Source organism: Nocardia sp. CNS-044 (genome assembly GCF_059570515.1).
The window spans coordinates 839,063-860,077 of the sequence record NZ_JCANSX010000006.1; the positions used below are offsets into that span (position 1 = coordinate 839,063).

The 21,015-nt window shown below is 69.3% G+C and carries 19 protein-coding genes; 7 read left to right on the top strand and 12 right to left on the bottom strand.

Annotated features, from left to right (window positions below; all coding sequences use genetic code 11):
• Positions 1-115: 115 nt before the first annotated feature.
• Positions 116-1,762, top strand: coding sequence for a fatty acyl-AMP ligase (locus T333_RS12590; protein WP_496424529.1), 1,647 nt, complete (start codon positions 116-118; stop codon positions 1,760-1,762).
• Between the two features lie 163 nt (positions 1,763-1,925).
• Here T333_RS12590 and pth read toward each other — a convergent pair whose 3' ends face one another.
• Positions 1,926-2,507 (bottom strand): aminoacyl-tRNA hydrolase, encoded by a 582-nt coding sequence (pth, locus tag T333_RS12595; RefSeq protein WP_355002042.1) that lies wholly within the window; start codon positions 2,505-2,507, stop codon positions 1,926-1,928.
• 23 nt (positions 2,508-2,530) lie between these two features.
• Positions 2,531-3,127: a 50S ribosomal protein L25/general stress protein Ctc gene (locus tag T333_RS12600; RefSeq protein WP_355002043.1), complete on the bottom strand. Its 597-nt coding sequence runs from the start codon at positions 3,125-3,127 to the stop codon at positions 2,531-2,533.
• Positions 3,128-3,437: 310 nt separating this feature from the next.
• On the opposite strand from T333_RS12600, the gene T333_RS12605 reads away from it, so the two are divergent.
• Complete coding sequence (locus T333_RS12605) at positions 3,438-5,081, top strand: peptide chain release factor 3 (protein ID WP_355002044.1); 1,644 nt, start codon at positions 3,438-3,440, stop codon at positions 5,079-5,081.
• 69 nt (positions 5,082-5,150) lie between these two features.
• Here T333_RS12605 and T333_RS12610 read toward each other — a convergent pair whose 3' ends face one another.
• The 4 genes from T333_RS12610 to T333_RS12625 all read right to left on the bottom strand — a co-directional run bounded on the left by T333_RS12610 (position 5,151) and on the right by T333_RS12625 (position 8,310).
• Positions 5,151-5,570, bottom strand: coding sequence for a YybH family protein (locus T333_RS12610; protein WP_496424530.1), 420 nt, complete (start codon positions 5,568-5,570; stop codon positions 5,151-5,153).
• Positions 5,571-5,677: 107 nt separating this feature from the next.
• Complete coding sequence (locus tag T333_RS12615; protein WP_357250270.1) at positions 5,678-6,637, bottom strand: sigma-70 family RNA polymerase sigma factor; 960 nt, start codon at positions 6,635-6,637, stop codon at positions 5,678-5,680.
• Positions 6,634-7,161: a nuclear transport factor 2 family protein gene (locus tag T333_RS12620; protein WP_355002223.1), complete on the bottom strand. Its 528-nt coding sequence runs from the start codon at positions 7,159-7,161 to the stop codon at positions 6,634-6,636. Before T333_RS12620 ends, T333_RS12615 begins: the two co-directional genes overlap by 4 nt.
• A 273-nt stretch (positions 7,162-7,434) precedes the next feature.
• Positions 7,435-8,310 (bottom strand): Abi-alpha family protein, encoded by an 876-nt coding sequence (locus T333_RS12625; protein ID WP_355002047.1) that lies wholly within the window; start codon positions 8,308-8,310, stop codon positions 7,435-7,437.
• A 405-nt stretch (positions 8,311-8,715) separates the two neighbouring features.
• Here T333_RS12625 and T333_RS12630 point away from each other — a divergent pair, with 405 nt between their 5' ends.
• Positions 8,716-9,990 carry a DUF445 domain-containing protein gene (locus T333_RS12630; protein WP_355002048.1) on the top strand — a complete coding sequence of 425 codons (1,275 nt, stop codon included), beginning with the start codon at positions 8,716-8,718 and terminating at the stop codon, positions 9,988-9,990.
• Positions 9,981-10,901, top strand: a complete 921-nt coding sequence (locus T333_RS12635; protein ID WP_496424531.1) for an Abi-alpha family protein — start codon at positions 9,981-9,983, stop codon at positions 10,899-10,901. The genes T333_RS12630 and T333_RS12635 overlap by 10 nt, the downstream gene beginning before the upstream one ends.
• Before the next feature lie 102 nt (positions 10,902-11,003).
• Here the strand turns inward: T333_RS12635 and T333_RS12640 are convergent, their stop codons facing one another.
• Both T333_RS12640 and T333_RS12645 read right to left on the bottom strand, forming a co-directional pair.
• Entirely contained in the window at positions 11,004-12,794 is a 1,791-nt protein-coding gene (locus T333_RS12640) for an ABC-F family ATP-binding cassette domain-containing protein (RefSeq protein WP_357250264.1), read from the bottom strand.
• A gap of 95 nt (positions 12,795-12,889) precedes the next feature.
• Positions 12,890-13,825 carry a 4-(cytidine 5'-diphospho)-2-C-methyl-D-erythritol kinase gene (locus T333_RS12645; RefSeq protein WP_355002051.1) on the bottom strand — a complete coding sequence of 312 codons (936 nt, stop codon included), beginning with the start codon at positions 13,823-13,825 and terminating at the stop codon, positions 12,890-12,892.
• A 209-nt stretch (positions 13,826-14,034) separates the two neighbouring features.
• Between T333_RS12645 and T333_RS12650 the strand changes: the two genes are divergently transcribed.
• Together T333_RS12650 and T333_RS12655 are read left to right on the top strand one after the other, a co-directional pair.
• Positions 14,035-14,241, top strand: a complete 207-nt coding sequence (locus T333_RS12650; RefSeq protein WP_067784434.1) for a heavy-metal-associated domain-containing protein — start codon at positions 14,035-14,037, stop codon at positions 14,239-14,241.
• On the top strand, positions 14,241-15,101 hold the full coding sequence (locus T333_RS12655) for a DUF8832 domain-containing protein (protein ID WP_496424532.1): 861 nt from the start codon (positions 14,241-14,243) through the stop codon (positions 15,099-15,101). Before T333_RS12650 ends, T333_RS12655 begins: the two co-directional genes overlap by 1 nt.
• Before the next feature lie 194 nt (positions 15,102-15,295).
• Here the strand turns inward: T333_RS12655 and rsmA are convergent, their stop codons facing one another.
• The 3 genes from rsmA to T333_RS12670 form a co-directional block, all read right to left on the bottom strand.
• A complete protein-coding gene (rsmA, locus tag T333_RS12660; protein ID WP_496424533.1) occupies positions 15,296-16,177 on the bottom strand; it encodes a 16S rRNA (adenine(1518)-N(6)/adenine(1519)-N(6))-dimethyltransferase RsmA in 882 nt (293 codons plus the stop codon).
• A gap of 62 nt (positions 16,178-16,239) precedes the next feature.
• The gene (locus T333_RS12665) at positions 16,240-17,367 is read right to left on the bottom strand and encodes a resuscitation-promoting factor (RefSeq protein WP_355002054.1); all 1,128 of its coding nucleotides are present in this window, start codon (positions 17,365-17,367) and stop codon (positions 16,240-16,242) included.
• Between the two features lie 176 nt (positions 17,368-17,543).
• Entirely contained in the window at positions 17,544-18,371 is an 828-nt protein-coding gene (locus T333_RS12670) for a TatD family hydrolase (RefSeq protein ID WP_496424534.1), read from the bottom strand.
• Between the two features lie 142 nt (positions 18,372-18,513).
• Between T333_RS12670 and metG the strand changes: the two genes are divergently transcribed.
• The gene (metG, locus tag T333_RS12675; protein ID WP_496424535.1) at positions 18,514-20,112 is read left to right on the top strand and encodes a methionine--tRNA ligase; all 1,599 of its coding nucleotides are present in this window, start codon (positions 18,514-18,516) and stop codon (positions 20,110-20,112) included.
• 72 nt (positions 20,113-20,184) lie between these two features.
• Here the strand turns inward: metG and T333_RS12680 are convergent, their stop codons facing one another.
• Entirely contained in the window at positions 20,185-20,937 is a 753-nt protein-coding gene (locus tag T333_RS12680; protein ID WP_355002057.1) for an isocitrate lyase/PEP mutase family protein, read from the bottom strand.
• Positions 20,938-21,015: the final 78 nt, after the last annotated feature.

Genomic DNA, 21,015 nt, shown 5'->3' on the forward strand with positions numbered 1-21,015 from the left:
GTGCCTGCCACGGCAGGGGGATGAACCACCGCCGAGGGGTTAACGTCGCGGCGATTCGGCGGGATAGTGGGAGGAGGCCGGATGCTCGGTCGAGCTGTGACGAGGAGATCGACAAATGAGCAGGTTCACCGATGAGATGTACGCGACGGGGCGGTCCTCCGGACGCGGCCTGGTGACCGGGGAGCCGGGTGCTCCGCTGCGGCAGACCTGGAGCGAGGTCCATCGAATCGCGCGCCGGATGGCGGGCGGACTCGCGGAGGCGGGCATCGATTACGGCGACGCGGTGGGCGTGCTCGCGGGCATGCCGGTCGACATCGCACCGGCGTGCCAGGCGATCTGGATGCGCGGCGCGTCCATCACCATGCTGCACCAGCCGACCCCGCGCACCGACCTCGCGGTGTGGGCCCGCGACACCGAGACCGTACTCGGCATGATCGAGGCGCGCGCGGTGGTGCTCGGTGCGCCGTTCGAGGCGGCGGAACCGCTGCTGCGCGAGCGCGGCATCACCGTCGTGCGGATCGACCAGTTGGCGGAGGGTCCCGAGATCGAACCGGTGCCGACCACCGAATCCGATGTGGCCCTTCAGCAATTGACCTCCGGCTCCACCGGATCGCCGAAGGCGGTGCGGATCACGCACGGCAACTTCTACGTCAACGCCTACGCGATGTTCGATCGGGTGAAGTTCCAGCTCGACAACGATGTGATGATCAGCTGGCTGCCGCTGTTCCACGACATGGGCATGGTCGGATTCCTCAGCGTCCCGATGCAATTCGGCGCCGAGGTGGTGTGCGTGACGCCGCTCGACTTCCTGACGCGGCCGCTGCTGTGGGCCGAGCTGATCGACAAGTACCGCGGAACCGTCACCGCCGCACCGAATTTCGCGTATTCCTTGCTGGCCCGCAGGCTGCGGCAGGCCGAGGACGGCGCGCTCGACCTGAGCAGCGTCCGGTACATGTGGAACGGCGCCGAACCGGTGGACCCCGACACCATGGACACGCTGGCCGAGGCGGGAAAGCGCTTCGGGCTCAACCCGATGGCGCTCACCCCCGTATACGGCATGGCCGAGACGACGCTGGCCGTTTCCGTCCCGGACCCCGGCCTCGGCCAAGTGCTCGACGTCATCGACGCCGATCTGCTGGAGGCGCTCGGCAAGGCGGTTCCGGTGCCGGAGCAGCACATCGGCCACGCCAACGTGCGCCGCCTGCCGACCCTCGGCTACCTGGTCGATCACCTGGAGGGCCGGGTGGTGGACGGCGAACGCCAACCGCTGCCGACCCGCTCGGTCGGCGTCATCGAATTGCGTGGTCCCGCAGTGACTTCCGGATACGTGACGGTCGACGGCTTCCGTCCGGCCCAGGACGCGGACGGCTGGCTCGACACCGGCGATATCGGTTACTTCACCGAAGACGGACTGGTGGTGGTCTGCGGCCGCAAGAAGGACGTCATCATCATGGGCGGGCGCAATATCTTCCCGACCGACATCGAGCGCGCCGCCATGCGGGTGCCTGGCGTGCGCCCCGGCAATGCGGTCGCGGTCCGGCTGGACGCGGGACAGAAGCGCGAGAGTTTCGCCGTGGTCGTCGAATCCAACGACCACCAGAATCCGGCCGAGGTCAAGCGCATCGAGCACGACATCGTGCACGCGGTCTTCTCCGAGGTCGGCGTCCGCCCGCGCACGGTGGCCATTCTCGGCCCCGGCGCCCTGCCGAAGACCTCGTCGGGCAAACTGCGCCGCTCCGCCACGGCGGTTCATTTGCACTGAACGCGCCAGAGACACCCCCTCGTGCCTCGGGCGGAGGTCGACGCCGCGGATCTTCCGAATCAGCACCGTGCGCCGCACCGAGCCCAGCACGCCACTCAGCTGCACGCGGTGTGGCACGGCGGTTCCGCACGATCGCGGGCAGCGACCAGGAAAGCCCTGTGCCTCAGTGCAATTGGTTCTGCGCCGTCTCCAGCCCGACGCGCAGCAACAGCTCGACCGCGTCGGCGGCCTGCTCGACGATCACCGGCACTTCCTTGCGCTCGGGCGCCGAGAACGGCTTGAGCACGAAATCGGCCGGGTCCTGCCTGCCGGGCGGCCGCCCGATGCCGATCCGGGTGCGCACGTAATCCTTGGTGGTCAGCGCGCTGGAGATGGATCGGAGGCCGTTGTGACCACCCTCCCCGCCGCCGCGCTTGAGCTTGACCGCGCCGAAGGGCAGATCCAGTTCGTCGTGCACGACGATCACCTCGGTGGGCGGCACCGAGAAGAACCTGGCGAGCGCGGCCACCGGCCTGCCGGAGAGATTCATGTAGGACCGCGGCTTGGCGATCAGGACCTGGCGACCGTCGAGGCGGGCCTGCAGCAGGTCGGCTCCGGACTTCTTGTGCACGGCGAAACGGCCGCCGACGCGCTCGGCGAGCACGTCGGCGACCAGGAAACCGACATTGTGCCGGGTGCGCTCGTACTCCGGACCCGGATTGCCAAGTCCGATGACGAGCGCGGGCCCGGTCGTGGATTCGGTCATCTACGAACCGGTTCCGGGCGTCCTTACTCGGCGCTCTCGGCCTCGGCTTCGCCCTCGCCGGCCTCCGGCTCGGCGGCGGGCGCGGCGATCACGTTGACGACCAGGGTCTCGGCGTCGGCGGCCAGGGCGACACCGGAGGGCAGCTGGATCTCGCCCGCGGTGATCTGGGTGCCCGCCTCGACGCCCTCGACGGAGACCTCGATGGCCTCGGGCAGGTTCAGCGCCTCGGCCTCGATGGAGATGGTGGTGGCTTCCTGGGTGACCAGGGTGCCCGCGGCGGCGTCACCGGTGACGGTCACGGCGACGTCGGCGGTGACCTTCTCGCCACGCTTGACGATGAGCAGGTCGGCGTGCTCGATGTAGCGGCGAATCGGGTGCACCACAACGGATTTGGTCAGCGCCAGCTGCTGCTTGCCGTCGATGACGAGGTTCAGCACCGCGTTGGTGCCGTGCTCGCGCAGGATGGCGGCGAAGGCCTGGGCGTTGAGGGCGAGGTGCTGCGGGTCGGCCTGGTGGCCGTACAGCACGGCGGGGACGTTGCCCGCACGACGGGTGCGACGCGCGGCTCCCTTGCCGAACTCGGTGCGTACGGCGGCTTCGAGAAGGTTGACGTCGGACATGACTGGATCTACTCCTACGGCTCTTCCGGGCTGTCAAAGGTGCCCGCCAGGGAGGGTGGCGCCCTGGGCTGGGGTTCTGGTCTACTCGTCGGGGCGAAGACCGAACGAGGACGGCCGGAAGCCGCGCCGCGTCGATCACGGTGTCGCAAAAACGTCTGCGGACACCCTCGCCGAGACAACCCGAACACCATACCCCAGCTCACGTGCGGCAGATGAATCGGGTGGTCAGACGCGGTTCGGCGGGTCGCAACCCTGGTCGCGTAATCTGGACCGGTTGTCTATTCGCCGAGCCTGCGAAAGGTTGCTCACGTTGACCGCCCCTGAGGACGTCGTCGCGCCCACCCCGCGCGGACTGCCCGCCGAGGTCGCCCGGCGCCGCACTTTCGCCGTGATCTCCCACCCGGACGCGGGCAAATCGACGCTCACCGAGGCGCTGGCGCTGCACGCCAGGATGATTTCCGAGGCGGGCGCGATCCACGGCAAGGCGGGCCGCAAGTCGACGGTCTCCGACTGGATGGAGATGGAGAAGGCGCGCGGCATCTCGGTCAGCTCCACCGCGTTGCAGTTCAACTACCGCGCCGCGGGCTCCGATGTCGACAGCGTCATCAACCTGGTCGACACCCCCGGCCACTCCGACTTCTCCGAGGACACCTACCGGGTGCTCACGGCGGTGGACGCGGCCGTGATGCTCATCGACGCCGCCAAGGGCCTCGAGCCGCAGACGCTGAAGTTGTTCCAGGTCTGCCGCCACCGCGGCATCCCGGTGATCACCGTGATCAACAAGTGGGACCGGCCCGGCCGCGCGCCGCTCGAGCTGCTCGACGAGATCGAGGAGCGCATCGGCCTCACCCCCACGCCGCTGTTCCTTCCGGTCGGCATCGCCGGTGACTTCCGTGGTCTGCTGCGCCGCGGCGCCGACGGCGCGGCGCTCGAATACATCCACTTCACCCGCACCGCGGGCGGCGCGACGATCGCGCCGGAGGACTCGATCACCCCGGAGTCGGCCGAGGTCCGCGAGGGCGAGGCGTGGACGACGGCGGTCGAGGAGAGCGAACTGCTCTCCGCCACCGGACAGGACCACGATCAGGAGCTGTTCCTCGCCGGGCAGACCTCGCCGGTCATCTACGCCTCCGCGATGCTGAACTTCGGCGTGCGCCAGCTGCTGGAGACGCTGGTGGCGCTGGCTCCCGCGCCCGGATCGCGCAAGGCCGTCGACGGCACGCCGCGCGCCACCACCGACCCGTTCAGCGCCGTGGTGTTCAAGGTGCAGGCGGGCATGGACACCGCGCACCGGGACCGGCTGGCGTTCATGCGGATCGTGTCGGGCGAGTTCGAGCGCGGCATGGTCGTGACGCACGCGCAGACCGGGCGACCGTTCGCCACCAAGTACGCGCTGACCGTGTTCGGTCGTGAGCGCGCCACCGTCGACACCGCCTACCCCGGCGACGTGGTCGGCCTGGTGAACGCGACCGCGCTGGCGCCCGGACACACCCTCTTCGTGGACAAGAAGGTGGAGTTCCCGCCGATCCCGTCCTTCGCGCCGGAACACTTCGCGGTGCTGCGCGCGCGGACCGCTGGCAAGTACAAGCAGTTCCGCAAGGCCATCGACCAGCTCGATTCCGAGGGCGTGGTGCAGGTGCTGCGCAACGACATCCGCGGTGACGCCGCCCCCGTGCTCGCGGCCGTCGGCCCGATGCAGTTCGAGGTGGTCACCGCGCGCATGCTCGCGGAGTTCAACGTCGAGACGAACATGGAGCACCTCGGCTACTCGCTGGCCAGGCGCACCGACGCCGCCTCGGCGGAGGAACTCGGCCGTCAGCGCGGCGTCGAGGTGTTCACCCGCAGCGACGGCGCGCTGCTCGCCCTGTTCAGCGACAAGTGGCGGTTGCAGTACATCGAGAAGGAACACCCGAAGCTGACGCTGGAACCGCTGGTCGCCGCCGCCGACAACTGACGGCGGCGCCCGCTTCAAGTGGAACCGCCCAGACCTGCTCGCGTAGCGATCCCGGTGCGGCGCAAGGATTTACGCTTCGGCGGCGGCCGACGCGCCGATCGGCAGCGGGAACGAATGGTGTTCGTGGGTGACCTGCCAGCGGCCGCCGGACTCGCGCAGGCCGATGGTCAGCCGTAACCGGTTGGCCGGGTCGACGCGGAACTCCTCGGGCTTGCCACAGCGCAGCAGCGCGTACGCGAACGCCACGTCGCTGCCCGCGGTGACGTCCAGCGATACGATCTCGAACACCGCGCCCTCGGCGAGCCACCGGAAGAACGGCGGCCAGGTCTCCCGATAAGCGTCGATGCCGCGCACGCCGTCGTTCGGCGGGGGCACGTCGTACATGACGATGTCGTCGGCGTGGTCGGCGAGCACTCCGGCGAGATCGCCCGCGCGCACGGCGGCGGCCCATCGTTCGATCAGCTCACGAATCCGCGCTTCGTCGTTCATGGTCGGCATTCCCTTCGGTACGGCCGCCGGGTGCGGCGGCGTGCGGGTCCATCCCGTCGTCCGTACAACCCGGGCGCCGCGCCGAACTCATCGGTGCGCGCGAAAGTTCAAGGCAGTTCGACCGGCAGGCCGAAAGACGGAAAGAGCCCGGGCTCGAGGAACGAGACCACCTCCGCGATCCGGCCCTCGCGCACCGCGACCACGTCCAGCGCCATCGCCGCGAACACCGCGCGCTGCTCCTCCCAGAGATAGGTGCCGAACGCGAGCTGGCCGTTGGCGGAGGCGAGCACAAAACGCCAGCGGTACCGCAGCGGACCGTCGAGCAGGAACCCGCGAATGGCGGCCTGCCCGGCGTACCACTCGGGCAGCGGCGGCATGGAGTACTTCGCGTCCGCGCTGAGCAACGCGACGATCGCCGTCACGTCGCCCGACTCCCACGCGGCGGCGTATCGCACCGCCAAGTCGCGGATCTCGTGGTCGGCCATGGTGTGCAGCGCGCGCTGCTGAGACTGCGCGGGCAGCCGCGCCTCGACCCCGGCCCGCGCGCGCTGCAACGCGCTGTTGGCCGAAGCCACGCTGATCTCCAGCAGTTCGGCGGTCTCGCGGGCGGAGAAACCGAGCACGTCGCGCAGCACCAGCGCGGCCCGCTGGAGCCCGGGCAGATATTGCAGTGCGGCGACGAACGCCAGCTCCACCGCCTCGCGCGCCTCGTATCTGGCCTCGGGCGCCCTGCCGCGCACATCGGCATCGGGATAGGGCTCCAGCCAGGCGATATCGGTCAGCGGCGCGCCGGGGCTCAGGTCCACCGGCAGTTCGCGGCGGCGACGAGTCTCGAGCAGAGTCAGGCAGCGGTTGGTGGCGATTCGGTAGAGCCAAGGCCGCAGCCCGGCGGGGTCGGTCAGCTTGTCGAGGTTGCGCCAGGCTCGCACCAGCGACTCCTGCACCGCGTCGTCGGCGTCGTGCACCGAACCGAGCATGCGGTAGCAGTGCACGCGCAGCTCCGCGCGCAGCGGGGCGACCAGCCGTTCGAACTCCGCTTCGGCCGTCCGCACGGAACCCGCCGTCATTCTTCTTCGGGTTCCCGCGGCGGCGGCCCGCTGCCCGGATCACGCTCCACCGGCGCGATGCCGTCTTCCCTGGCGATCAGACCCCAGCGGCTCGAGGTCAGGCGCAGGCTCGGCAGGTCGCTCAGCGAGACCACCACCTCGTAGGTGCGCTCGTAGCCCGTGTGCGCGATCCGCCAGTGGCCGTCGTCGCAGCGCACGTAGCGGTCGGTGTAGAAGGCCGCGCCGCGCAGCAGCATGTTGTGCGCGGGGATCAGCACCGTGTCGGCGAGATACCAAGTGCCCGTTGCGGTGTCGCCGTCCACGTCGACCTCGGGATGGTCGCAGCGGTGCTCGGTGATGACGTGCGGGCCGAGCGTGTTGCGCATGAAGGCGAGGAAGGCGTCCCGCGATTCGAACTGGAGGTATTCGCTGTAGGTCGCGGTGGCCTCGGGAATCATGGTGTCGGCGAATTCTTCCCAGGACTTCGTGTCCAGCGCGCGCAGGTAGCGGAACTTCAGGCGGCTGATGGCCGCGACGTCGTCCATGCCCGGCCGATCGGCGGGCGGCCGGATGACGCGCCGCGGATCCAGGAGGTCACCCTCCTCCGCTTGCGCGCCGTTGCCCGGATCGGCGCGCTCGGCGGTCTGCTCCGTGCGCTCCGCGGTCTCCTCGGCCGCGTCGACGGTCGAGTCGCCGCGCCCCTGCTCGCCGCTTCCCTGATCCATACCTCAACAATCCCATCCGAAGCCGCCGAGCTTCACGGTTTGGGAGATCTGTATCAGATTGCTATCAACGGTCGGGCCTGCCGCCCGGGAAGATCAACTACCGATCGTAAAGCAGGTACGGCAGAAATCCTCGCCGAATTCGGTGAGCCGCAGACTCTTGCGCACGATTTTCGGCGCGCGACCGGCCTTCTTCAGCGCGGCCTCGACCACCGGCTGCACCTCGAGCACCATGTAGCGGCTGAGCACCACCGGATCGTCGGAGGTCAGCGTCAGGCCGAGCCGGTTGAGGTTGATCAGGTACGACCGCGCCCGGTCCGGATAGCGCACGCCGGCCTGCTCCGGCACCGAGGTCAGGTCGCCCTGGACGAGCTCGGAGCCGATGCCGAGCGGACGGTTGGTACGCACGTCCACCGCGGGCTGCGGCCCGTTCAGCGACATGAAGCGCAGGATGCGCGCCTCGTCGGGAGCCAGTTCGTCGAGGATCCGGTCGTAGGCCGGGTGCACGTCCTCGGTGAAGTAGACGTCGGCCGAACGCGCGAGCAGCGCGTCACCGCGGCGGCGCAGTTCCTCGGTGGTCGCCGAGCGCAGGTACGAACCCACCGCGATGGCCTGCTGTGGGCCGTTCGTGGGAGTCGGTACGTAACTGACGATTTCGCGCACCGAACCCTCGGTCACGCCGAGGGCGCTGCGCGCGATCGAACGCAGCGCGTTGCCGGTCCGCTCGGCGATCTCGGCCGAGGACTCGCCGTCCAGCGCGGCCTGGGCGATCTCCTTGGTGACCTCGTACGAGGTGTTCACCGCCCACTGGCCGCCGCGCACGGCGGTGCCCGCCGCCAGCCCGGCGGCTCGGAACACACCGCGGATCAGCCTCGCCTCGTTGCTGATCTGCCGCTGTTCGACATCCGAGCTGCGCTCTACCGCGCGGGAACCGGCCCGGGCCACGTCCTGTCCGGTCCTTTCGTCTGCCACGTCCTACTCCGAAGTGTCGCCAAGTGAACGAATCCGCCCACAGATTATTGCCCGATGGGCTTTCAGGTATAGCGAACCCCGACCGTTCGCGCGTCCCTGCCGACCCAACCGTTGGACCCGATCGCCAGCACCCCAGCATGTTTCATTCCGCGAAACGGATGTGGCGGACGCCATTCTCTCGCCCCGACCGAGACAATGCGGCATTCGAGGCACGTACTGTGACTGATGTCTCAGACACTACCGCGTCCTCCGGTGGACGCGGCGTCGCGTCTCACAATAGGGTCCAGCTGCCGACAGGGTGCTAGTTTGGGGTGCCGGTGAGGCGGCGATCACCGGTTTTTCGGCAGGAGGGTGTCGTTGTTAGAGAGTGTTTTCGGAGTTCACCCCACGATCCTCCTCGAGCTTTTGACCATTCCGCTTTTCACAGGAGTGATCGGCTATATCACCAACTGGACCGGCGTGCTCATGCTGTTCCAGCCCATCGCCTTTCACGGCGTCCGAGTACCCGGCCTCCGGGCGCTCTATCCTTTCCTGCCCAAGCGAATCCAGGTCCTCCCGCTGCTGAGCTACGACGGCAGGATGGGCTGGCAGGGCATCGTCCCCTCACGCGCCGACAAAATGGCCAGCATCGCCGTCGACAAAGGGCTCGCCAAGCTCGGTAGCGTCTCCGATTTCTATCGCGAGCTCGAACCCGACAAGCTCGCCGAACATTTGGCCAGCATCGCCGACGCGCAGATCACCGACATCGTCGAGGAGATCCTGCGCCGCGAGCATCCGCAGCTCTGGTACAACCTGCCCAGTCAGGTGCGCGACATGGTGCACGCGCGGGTGCGTCAGCAGCTGCCCGACATCCTGCGCGAACTGACCCAGGAACTCGGCGCGAACATCGATCAGTTGATCGACGTCAAGCAGATGGTGATCCGTTACTTCCAGGCCCGGCCGCATCTGCTCAACACGCTGTTCCAGGTGCTCGGCGCCAAAGAGCTTCGGTTCATGCAGAACTTCGGTTTCTACTTCGGCGCGCCGATGGGTGCGCTGCTCGTGCTCGTCCTGCACGTCACCGGGTGGTCGACCTGGGTGGTGCTGCCGATCGGCGGTGTGATCATCGGGTGGGTGGTCAACTGGATCGGCATCAACATGATCTTCGCCCCGGCCTACCCGAAGTGGTGGTGCCCGTGGCGGCAGGGTTTGTTGATCAAGCGCCAGTCCGAGATCACCGACGGCTACGCCGAACTCGTGTCGAGCCAGGTGATGACGGTGGCCAACATCGGCGACGAACTGCTCAACGGTCCGCGTTCGGATCGCACCATGCAGATGCTGGAGGACACCCTGCGACCCGCCGCCGACCGGGCGCTCGGCCCGGCGCGGCCCGCGGTGAAATTCATGCTCGGCAGCCGCGAGTACGACTCGTTGCAGGCGACGCTGACCACCGAGGCGATGTCCATCGCGCCGATCGCGTTCGCCGATCCGGACTTCAACCTCCAGCAGGGCAAACAGATCAACGATTACATCGCCAAACAGATGTCCGCTCTGCAGCCTCCGGACTTCGTGGAAATGCTGCGCTCGGCCATCAAACAGGATGAATGGTTGCTTTTCGTCCATGGCGGCGCGCTGGGCCTCTTGGCCGGATACGCTCACATTCTGATCTTCGGAACGGGAGTGGCGACGACATGGGTATGACGGGCTCGGGCGAGAACAACGCGGGATCGGACGCCGACGCGGTCGGCGACGATATCCAGGCCACCGAGCATTCCGAGTCCGTCGCGCCGTCGACGGAACTCGCCCGGTGGCCGCTATCCGATATCGAACCCGTGACCGAGAAGCCCGCCCGGCGGCGCGTGCCGACCCCGCGCCAGACCGTGCGCGCGGCGGGCGGGGTGGCCAAGGTCGCGTTCACGGCCGCGTCCGAGGTCACGGCATGGACCGTGGACACCGCGCTCGGCGTCACCGGAACCGTGGTCAAGGGCAGCATCGCCGGTGTACCGCCGCGCGAGGTGCTCGCCGAGGCCGAAGCCGAGGTCCGCGACGCGGTGCGCCGGGCCCTCGGTCTGCCTCCCGCGACACCCGAACGCACCGACCCGGCAGTGCCCACGCTGCGCGAACAGGGCGCCGCACTACTACGCCTCTCGGCGAGCACGCACGCCGAAGCGTCCGAGATCCACCCGGCGTTCGCCGGAATGCTCGCCGAACTGACGCCCGACGAGGCGCGCATCCTGCGCTTCCTGCACGTGGACGGCCCGCAGCCGTCGATCGACATCCGCGTCGGACGGCCGAGGGCGCTCGGCGCGGAGCGCTACCTGTCCGGGCTCACGCTGATCGGCGACCAGGCGGGGCTGCGTTTCCCGAACCGGGTGCCGCAATACCTGACCAACCTGCGCAGGCTCGGGCTGATCGAGTTCGCCAAGGAACCGGTCGACAACCCGAACCGCTACCAGTTGCTCGAAGCGCAGTCGCCGGTGCGAGAGTTGCTGAAGCGCTCCGGGTTCGGCACCAAGGTGCACTACCGCAGCATCGTGCTCACCACCTTCGGCGCGGACTTCGTCCAGACCTGCCTGCCGGTGGTCACCGAAGGCCGCGCCGAATCCAGCTGACCACCCCCGCCGCGCGGCTCAGGTGCCACACATCTCGCACACGCCTCACATAGGCATCGACTATGTGAGGCGCGCGAACGGTGTGTGGGACAGCCGCGGCGGTCAGACGCCTTCGGCGAGTTCGAGCCAGCGCTCCTCGGCGGTTTCCTTGTCGGCGAGGACTTGCTTGAGTTCGGCGCCGAGGGTGACGAGCTTGTCCGGTTCGGTGGCCGCGTCGGCGAGGGCGGCGTGCAGGCGCTCCTCGCGCTCGCTCAGCTTGTCGATGGCACGCTCGAGCTTGGCGAGTTCCTTGCGCGCCGCACGGTAGGCCGCGGAATCGGTGGCCGCGGCGGCGGGCTTGTCGGCGGACGCGCGGGCGGGCGCGGGTGCGCTCAGCGCGGCTCGCTTCTTCAGGTATTCCTCGATACCGCCCGGCAGGTTGGTGAGTTTTCCGTCGCCGAACAGCGCCCAGGTGGAGTCGCAGATGCGTTCGATCAGGTAGCGGTCGTGGCTGATGACCACCAGGGTGCCCGCCCAGTTGTCGAGCAGGTCCTCGAGCTGTTGCAGGGTGTCGATGTCCAGGTCGTTGGTCGGCTCGTCGAGCAACAGGACGTTGGGCTCGGACATCAGAATGCGGGTGAGTTGCAGCCTGCGCCGCTCGCCGCCGGAGAGATCGCCGACCGGGGTGCGCTGGCGGGCCGGGGTGAAACCGAGCCGCTCGGCCAGCTGCCCGGCGGATATCTCCTTGTCGCCCAGCATGATTCGCTGCGCGACCTGCTGCACCGCTTCGAGCACGCGCATTTCGGTCGGCAGGTCGTCGAGTTCCTGGCGCAGCCAGCCGATCTGCACCGTCTGGCCCTGGACGCGCTTGCCCGCCGCGGGCTCGACGTCACCCGCCAGCGCGCGCAGCAGGGTGGTCTTGCCCGATCCGTTGACGCCGACCAGGCCGACCCGCTCGCCCGGCGCGAGGCGCCAGGTCAGATCGCGCACGAGTTCGCGGTTGTCCGGCGTGGTGAGGGTGGTGTCCTCCAGCTCGATGACGACCCGTCCCAGCCGCTTCCTGGCGAACGCGGCCAGCGACACGCTGTCGCGCGGCGGCGGCACGTCGGCGATCAGCGCCTCGGCGGCCTCCACCCGGTAGCGCGGCTTGGACGTGCGCGCCTGCGGGCCGCGCCGCAGCCAGGCCAGTTCCTTGCGGGCCAGATTGCGTCGCCGCGCCTCGCTGGCGTCGGCCTGCCGCGCCCGTTCCGCGCGCGCGAAAATCCAGTCGCCGTAACCACCCTCGTAGCTCTCGACCTTGCCGCCGACGACCTCCCAGGTGTTGGTGGCGACGGTGTCGAGGAACCAGCGGTCGTGGGTGACGACGACCAGGGCGGAGCGGCGGCTCAGCAGGTGCTCGGCCAGCCACTGCACGCCCTCGACGTCGAGGTGGTTGGTCGGCTCGTCGAGGACGAGCAGGTCGAGCTCGCGCACCAGCGCCGCGGCCAGCGCGACGCGGCGGCGCTCACCGCCGGACAGGTTCGTCACCGGGGTGTCCATGCCGAGGCCCTGGATGCCGATGCCGTCCAGGACGGAGCGGATCCGCGGGTTCGCCGCCCATTCGTGTTCGGCGACGCCGTCGGTCATCTGGTCGTCGGCCAGACCGGCGAGCACCACTTCGCCGATGGTCGCGCCCTCGGGCAGCGTGCCGCGCTGGGTCACCACGGCGAGGCGCAACCCGCCGAGCCTGCTGACCCGGCCGCTGTCGGGCTCCTCGATGCCGGTGAGCACCTCGAGCAACGTGGTCTTGCCGCCGCCGTTCAGACCGACGACACCGATGCGTTCGCCCGCGTGCACGCCGAGCGAGACGTTGTCCAGGAGGGGCTTGATCCCGAAGCTCTTGGAGACCTGCTCGAGGTTGATCAGGTTGGACATGGACGCTGCTAGCCCGCCTCTCCGGGTGATTTACCGACCGTACGAGCCTACTCACCCGGCGTCGCGCGCCCGCGCGCGCGTCGGCGGCGATGCGATCAGCGCTTGCCCGAGGTGTCGGTGTCGAGGATGCGCGCGCCGGGCACCGGTCCGCTCGCCGTGCGAACACTGCGGGCGACGCCCGCCCCGGCCAGCTCAGCGGCGACCGCGACGGCCGCGTCTTCGCTCTCGCAGAGGAACGCGCAGGTGGGCCCGGAGCCGGACACCAACCCGGCCAGCGCGCCCGCGCCGACTCCCGCGCGCAAGGTTCGCCGCAGCTCCGGCTTCAGCGAGACCGCGGCCGCCTGTAAGTCGTTGCCGAGCAGCGGGGCGAGCTGATGCGGGTCGCCGGAGGCCAGCGCCTGCATCAGCCGCTGGGGCTCGCCGAGCCGCGGCGGGTCGCCGTGCTCGCGGAGCCGGTCCAGCTCGGCGAAGACCGAGGGCGTCGAAAGCCCGCCCTTGGCGAGCGCGAGCACCCAGTGAAACGTATTGCGGGACAACACAGGAAGTAGCCGTTCGCCGCGACCGGTGCCGAGCGCGGTGCCGCCGTGCAGCGCGAAAGGGACGTCGCTGCCGAGTTCCGCTGCGACCGAGGCCAATTCGTCGCGGGACAGGCCGATGTCCCAGAGCTCGTTCAGGCCGACCAGCGCGGCGGCCGCGTCCGCGCTGCCGCCCGCCATGCCGCCCGCGACCGGAATGCCCTTGCTGATGGTGATTTCCACCAGCGGCGCCCGGCCCGCGAGATGCGCGAGGCGCACGGCGGCCTTCCACACCAAGTTGTTGCGATCGGTGGGCACCTCGGCCGCGCCCTCGCCGGTCACCCGGACGGTCAGCGCGGCCGAGGGCGCCAGCTCGATGTCGTCGCTGAGCGAGAGCGCCTGGAAGACCGTGGTCAGGTCGTGGTACCCGTCCGCGCGCAGGTCGCCGACGCCGAGGTGCAGATTCACCTTCGACGGCGCGCGCACGGTGACGGGACTGGGCACAACTGACAACACGGTGTTCAAGCCTAGTGGGTGGGTCCGACAACCGCGGGGCTCGATATCCGCCATTCACCCGCTGTGATCCGTTCGGTCACAACAGCGCTGCGTGCGATTACCACGGCGCCGCGCCGTTGGCCACTTGCGTCCATATACCCTTGGGGGGTATGTTCACATTCGTCGGATACCCCGGCACCGTACGATCGCAGCGACCGAAGGAGTTGGAGATGGCTACCACCACTTACACCGTCAAGGGAATGACCTGCGGGCACTGCGTCAGCTCGGTGAAGACGGAGATCGGCAAGATCGACGGCGTCACCAGCGTCGACGTCGACCTGGCGACCGGGGCCGTTCGGGTGGACAGCGCCGCGCCGCTCGCCGAGGCCGACGTCGTCGCCGCCGTCGACGAGGCGGGGTACGAGGTAGCTGTCTGATGCGGGATCGGCTGCGGTTCGCCGCGTTCGGTGGCGGGCTCGTCGTGCTGCTCGGAGCCGCGCTCGGCATCGGCGCCCTGGTGGGCGATCCGGGCGGGCAGACCCGGGTCCTCGACACCGCACAACACCGGTCGACCGGGTTGTCGGACTCCGAGTCCGGCTATGTCCTGGCCGACCTGAGCGCGCCCACCTCGCCGAACCGCGCCGGTCCCCTGCGCTTTCGCATCACCGGTCCGGACGGCGCGCCGGTCACCCGGTTCGCCATCCGGCACGAGAAGCCGTTGCATCTCGTCGTCGCCCGCACGGACACGGCCGAGTACCGGCACGCGCACCCGACGATGGCGGCCGACGGCACCTGGTCCGTCGACTGGACCTGGGCCGCGCCCGGTACCTATCGAGTGTTCGCCGACTTCGCGCCGGGCGACGGATCGGACGACCTGGTGCTGAGCGGCACCGTCACGGTCGCCGGAGACGTGACCGCCCGGCCGCTGCCGCCCGCCGCCGAGACCGCGTCGGTGGACGGTTACCAGGTCCGCTTGCAGGGCGATTCCGACGACCTGCGTTTCACCGTGACCCGCGACGGCCGCCCCGTCACCGATCTCGAGCCGTACCTCGGCGCCTACGCGCACCTGGTCGGCCTGCACTCACCATCGCTCGCCTATCTGCACGCGCACCCACAGGGTGAGGTCGGCCGGACGAATCCGGGACCGGAGGTGTCGTTCCACGCCGAGCCGCCGATGCCGGGGGCCTACCGGTTGTATTTCGAGTTCGCCCACGGCGGTTCGGTGCACACGGCCGAGTTCACCCGCGAGTTCGTAGCGGTTTCCCAGCCGGACCATTCGGGCGGCCATCACCGCTAGTGCCGCACGCTGGCCGAACCGAGCTACACGAACCGACTCGGCGTGCGCCACGACGGTGCAGTCGCACTACCTGTGCGTGACGGCGGCCGCTAGCCCGGCGGGGCGAGCGAGGCCGCGGTGTCCAGAGTTCCGTGCGCGAGCGGAGTCGGCGCATGCCCTGGTGCAACGGGCCGCCAGCTCCTGGTGCGGCGACGCTACGCCTGCGCGGCGAGCCGGACGAAGGCCGCGGTATCCAAGGTCTCCCCGCGCGCGGTCGGATCGATGCCCGCCGCGGTCAGTCGGCGCTCGGCCTCGGCGGGTGATCCCGCCCAGCCGGACAGCGCGGCGCGCAGCGTCTTCCGGCGCTGGGCGAAGGCGGCGTCGACGACCTCGAAGACGCGGCGGCGGTGTTCGTCGTCCATGGACCACGGGGGCTCGGCGAAGCGCTGCACGCGCACCAACCCCGATTCCACGCGCGGCACCGGCCAGAACACCTGGGTGCCGACCGCGCCCGCGCGGCTCACCTTGCCGAAGAAACCGGCCTTCACACTGGGCACGCCGTAGACGCGGCTGCCGGGCTCGGCGGCCAGACGGTCGGCGACCTCCGCCTGCACCATCACCAAAGAGGTTGTGATGCTGGGCAATTCGGCGAGCAGGTGGAGCAGCACCGGCACCGCGACGTTGTACGGCAGGTTGGCGACCAGTGCCGTCGGGGCGGCGGGCAGGTCGGCGGCGGCGACCCGCAGCGCGTCGGCACGTACCACGCGCAGCCGGTCGGCCAGGTCCGGCGCACGGTCGGCGACCGTCACCGGGAGGTGCTCGGCGAGCACCGGATCGATCTCGACCGCGATCACCGAGTCCACCACGTCCAGCAGGGCGAGCGTCAGCGAGCCGAGGCCGGGTCCCACCTCGAGCACGGTGTCGGCGCGACCGACCCGCGCCGCCGCGACGATCCGGCGCACGGTGTTGGCGTCGTGGACGAAGTTCTGCCCGAGCTGCTTGGTCGGCCGCACACCGAACCGCTCGGCGAGGACCCGCACCTCGGCGGGCCCGAGCAGCGCGGCACTCCCCCTGGCGGAAACATCGGCATCGGACACGCGAAGAACCTACCAATCCGCCACGCCCACCGGACCCACCCGGCCGCGCGACGATCCGAAAGTCAGCCGAGCCCGAGCCTGCTGGTGCACGCGGGCCAGGCGCCCCAGCCCTGCCGGGCCCTGGTCACCTCGGCGATGGCGATCTGCTCCTCACGGGTGGCCAGGTCGGCGCGCGGCGCGTAGCGCAGGCCGCCCTGCCGCTCCCAGGTGCTCTGGTCGAACTGGATGCCGCCGTAGTAGCCGTTGCCGGTGTTGATGGCCCAGTTGCCGTTGGACTCGCAGCGCGCGAGCGCGTCCCAGATCTGACCGTCGCGCACCGGCGGCACCTCGGTGCCCGGCTTGGTCCCCTTGCGCACGGTCTTGGGCTGGGCGGGCACGGAGACCACCGACTCGACCTGCTTGCGCTCGACTTCCTCGCCGTTGACCCTGGTCACCGCGAAGGTCACGTCGTGCACGCCCGGCACACCGGGGTTCTCGACGACGGTGCGGCTCATGTTCATCTCGGGGTCTTCGATGACGTTCTCCGGCGGATCCAGCGGCAGCGTCTCGGTGTGGTGCTCGACGCGCTTGCGGGTCACCACGATTCGCAGGCCGTCGGTCAGCGGAGTGCTCGGCGCGGGCTCGACGGTGTCCTGCTCGATCAGCGGGATGCCAGCGACGGAGAGGAATTCGCCGACGGTCGGCGCGGCGAGCCGCACGTCGACCGCGTTGCCGATGCCGTCGAGCAGCGACACCGAGCGCGGGCTGGAGATGCGCAGCGCCGCGCCGTCCAGCGGCAGCCGCTCGTCGCGGGCGGGCCAGACGTAGGTGTCGGCGGGGAGGTTCAGCTGGGCGAGCGCCTCGCCCGCGGTGAGGCCGGTGGTCCACACCGTCTCGGCCCTGCCGTCCACGGTCAGCGCCACCTGACGCGCCCGGTTCAGCACGATCGTCGCGCCATCGGTCACCGTGGAGCCGCGGCCCGGGCGGACCAGATCACGTTCGGTCAGGTCGAACCCGGCCGCCCGCAGCACGCCGTCGACGTTGCGGGACATGGTGCTCAGAATGGACCGTTCGCCGTCCACGACCACCGTCACCGTCTTGCGGTTCACGATCGCCAGCGAGGCGCCGACGATCAGCGTCAGCAGCAGCGCCGCGACGGCCGCGTACAGCAGTGGCGACCGCGACTGGTTGATCCTCGTGAAGGGCGACATGGTCACAGTACGATAACGAAGCGACCTTGCCCCGACAACCGCATCTGGGCGAGCTGGAGAAGCTCAGATCACGGGGAGATATCGACGCCGCAGGTAGATAACAGCCTCGAGACACGAAGTGACCTGAGCCACACAACGGGTTTCCAGTCCCCTTACGCGGGTACGCGCACTCGCCTTCAGATTCCGTAGACGCGCCGTGCGTTCGCGGTGGTGATCTCGGCCAGTTCGCGCGGATCCTGTTCGCGCAGTTCGGCGAGCGCACGCACCGTGTAGGGCAGGCAGTACGACTCGTTCGGCGCGCCACGGAACGGGTGCGGCGTCAGATACGGCGCGTCGGTCTCCACCAGAATCTGCTCATCCGGCACCACCTTCGCTGCCTCGCGCAGCTCGTGGGCGTTCTTGAAGCTGACCGTCCCGGAGAAACTCAGCACATAGCCCTCGGCGACGCAGGACAGCGCCATGTTGGCGTCCGAGGAGAAGCAGTGGAAGATCACCGTCGACGGCGCGCCCTCGTCCAGCAGGACGGTCAGCAGGTCGTGATCGGCCTCGCGGTTGTGGATCATCAGCGGCTTGCGCACCCGCTTGGCCAGCTCGATGTGCCAGCGGAACCCCTCGACCTGGGTCTCGATGTCGGCGCAACCGTCGAGCTTGCCCGGCCAGTAGTAGTCCAGACCCGTCTCGCCGATGGCGACGACTCTCGGGTCGACCGCCAGCCGCTCCAACTCGGCCTTCGCCGCGTCGTCCAGCGCGTTGGCCCTGGTGGGGTGCAGCGCGATCGCGGCGTAGACGCGCGAGTCCCAGTGCGCGGCCCGCGCCGCCCACTGCGCGGCGGCGAGATCGTCGGCGACCGTGACCACCTTGCCGACGCCCACCGATTCGGCGCGGTCCACGATGGCGGCGGTGGACTCGGCGTCGGTGGCGCCGCAGGCATCCAGATGGGTATGCGCGTCCACCAGCGGCGCGAGCGGCTCGGGCAGATCGGGCGCGGGGCGCTTGCTGCTCACGACTCCGCCTCGCCAGCGCTCGGCTGCGTCGTGCGCTGCGGGGCGCTGTGTCGATGGTTCGCTCGCCGACGCTCGCTCATCGGCATTCGCTTCCACCCGGGATCGCCGCCGGGCGACGACCGGGTCCTGCGGGGATATTCACGTGGGCGACGGAAAGCACGCGCATTACAGTAGACACACCATGAGCGCAGCTGAACGCCCCGCCTTCTACATCACAACGGCCATCGCCTACCCGAACGGTGCGCCGCACATCGGGCATGCCTACGAGTACATCTCGGCGGACGCCATCGCCCGATTCAAGCGACTCGACGGCTACGACGTGTTCTTCATGACCGGCACCGACGAGCACGGCCAGAAGATGCAGCAGGCCGCGGCCGCCGAGGGCATTCCGGTGGAAGAGCTCGCGGCGCGCAACTCCGACGTCTTCGAGCAGCTCGACAAGACGCTCGACGTCTCCTACGACCGGTTCATCCGCACCACCGACGCCGACCACCAGACGGCCAGCATCGCGATCTGGGAACGGATGCTCGCCAACGGCGACATCTACCTGGACAACTACTCGGGCTGGTACTCGGTGCGCGACGAGGCCTTCTACACCGAGGAGGAGACGACGCTGCTCGACGACGGCAGCCGCGTCTCCACCGACACCAAGACGCCGGTGGAGTGGACCGAGGAGTCCAACTACTTCTTCCGGCTGTCGAAGTACCAGGACCGGCTGCTCGCGCTCTACGAGGAGCATCCCGAATTCATCGCGCCCGCAACGCGTCGCAACGAGATCGTCAGCTACGTGAAGGCGGGCCTGAAGGACCTGTCCATCTCGCGCACCACCTTCGACTGGGGCGTGCCGGTGCCCGGCCACCCCGACCACGTGATGTACGTCTGGGTGGACGCGCTCACCAACTACATCACCGGCGTCGGCTTCCCGGACACCGAATCCGCTGCCTTCCAGAAGTTCTGGCCCGCCGACGTGCACATCATCGGCAAGGACATCACCCGTTTCCACACGGTGTACTGGCCCGCGTTCCTCATGTCGGCCGGGGTCGAGCTGCCGAAACGCGTGTTCGTGCACGGCTTCCTGTACAACAAGGGCGAGAAGATGTCGAAGTCGGTCGGCAACGTCGTCGACCCGCTCGAGCTCGTCGACGAATACGGCGTCGACGCGGTGCGGTTCTTCCTGCTGCGCGAGATCTCCTACGGCCAGGACGGCAGCTACAGCCACGACGCCATCGTCGGCCGGATCAACAGCGACCTGGCCAACGAGTTCGGCAACCTGGTGCAGCGCAGCCTGACGATGGTGAACAAGAACTGCGACGCGGCCGTGCCGACGCCGGGCGAGTTCACCGCGGAGGACCGCGAACTGCTCGACCGCGCGAACGGTCTGCTGGAACGCTGCCGCGCCGAATTCGACGCCCAGCAGATGCATCTCGCGCTCGAGGCGATCTGGCTGACGCTCGGCGAGACCAACAAGTACTTCTCGGCCCAGGCGCCGTGGGCGCTGCGCAAGTCGGGCACCGAAGAGGACCTCGCCCGCATGGCGACGGTGCTGTACGTGACGCTCGAGGTGGTCCGCATCGTCGCGATCCTGGTGCAGCCGGTGCTGCCCGGGTCGTCGGCCAAGATCCTCGACCTGCTCGCCCAGCAGGGCCGCACCTTCGCCGACATCGCGACTCCGCTCACGCCGGGTGTCGCGCTGCCCGCGCCGGAGCCGGTGTACCCGCGCTACCTGGAGAAGAAGGACTGACGAAACCGGAACGGCACGGCGATTCCCGGAGGAATCACCGTGCCGTTCCGCGTTTTTCGTGCCGCGCGGGCTCTACTTCCACCGCTCGAGCAGCCGGTTGGCCTCGGTCGCCAGCGCGAACTGGAGGTAGGGTCCGAAGCTGATCCTGGCCACGCCTTGCGCGGCGAGTTCCGCGCGATCCGACTTGTCCGGCAGGCCGATCGCGTTGACGGGCCGCGGCAGTTCCGAGGTCAGGCGGCGCATGTCGGCGTCGGAGTGCCTGCCGACCGGGTACAGCACGTCGGCGCCCGCGGCGGCGGCCAGCGTCAGCCGGGCGATGGCGCGGTCCAGACGATCGGACTCGTCGCCGACCTGCTTGATGAACAGGTCGGTGCGGGCGTTGACCACGACGTGCACCCCGGCGGCGTCGGCGAATTCCCGTAGCCCGTGCACGAAGTCGGCGTGCTCTTGGTCGCCACGCAGGCGTCCGTTCTCGCTGTGCACGGTGTCCTCGATGTTCAGGCCGACCGCGCCCGCGTCGAGCAGTCCCTCGATCAGCTGGGCGGGCTCGAGGCCGTATCCGGCCTCGATGTCGACGGAGACCGGCACGTCGACCGCGTCGGTGATCTGGCGGACCCTGGTGAGCAGTTCGGTGAAGGTCATGCCCTCGTTGTCGCTGCGCCCGATCGAGTCCGCGACCGGGTGGCTGCCCAGCGTGAGGGCCGAAAAGCCCGCGGCGACAGCGAGATTCGCCGACCACGCGTCCCACACGGTGGGCAGGACGACCGGGTCGCCCGGACGGTGCAGCGCGAGCAGTTCTTTGGCCTTGCTTTCCACAGTGGTCATACACCGATCATGGACCCCGCCCGAGCCCGTCGCAGTGTGACACACCCCATCCCTGGAATCGGCAAGCTGCCGTAGCCT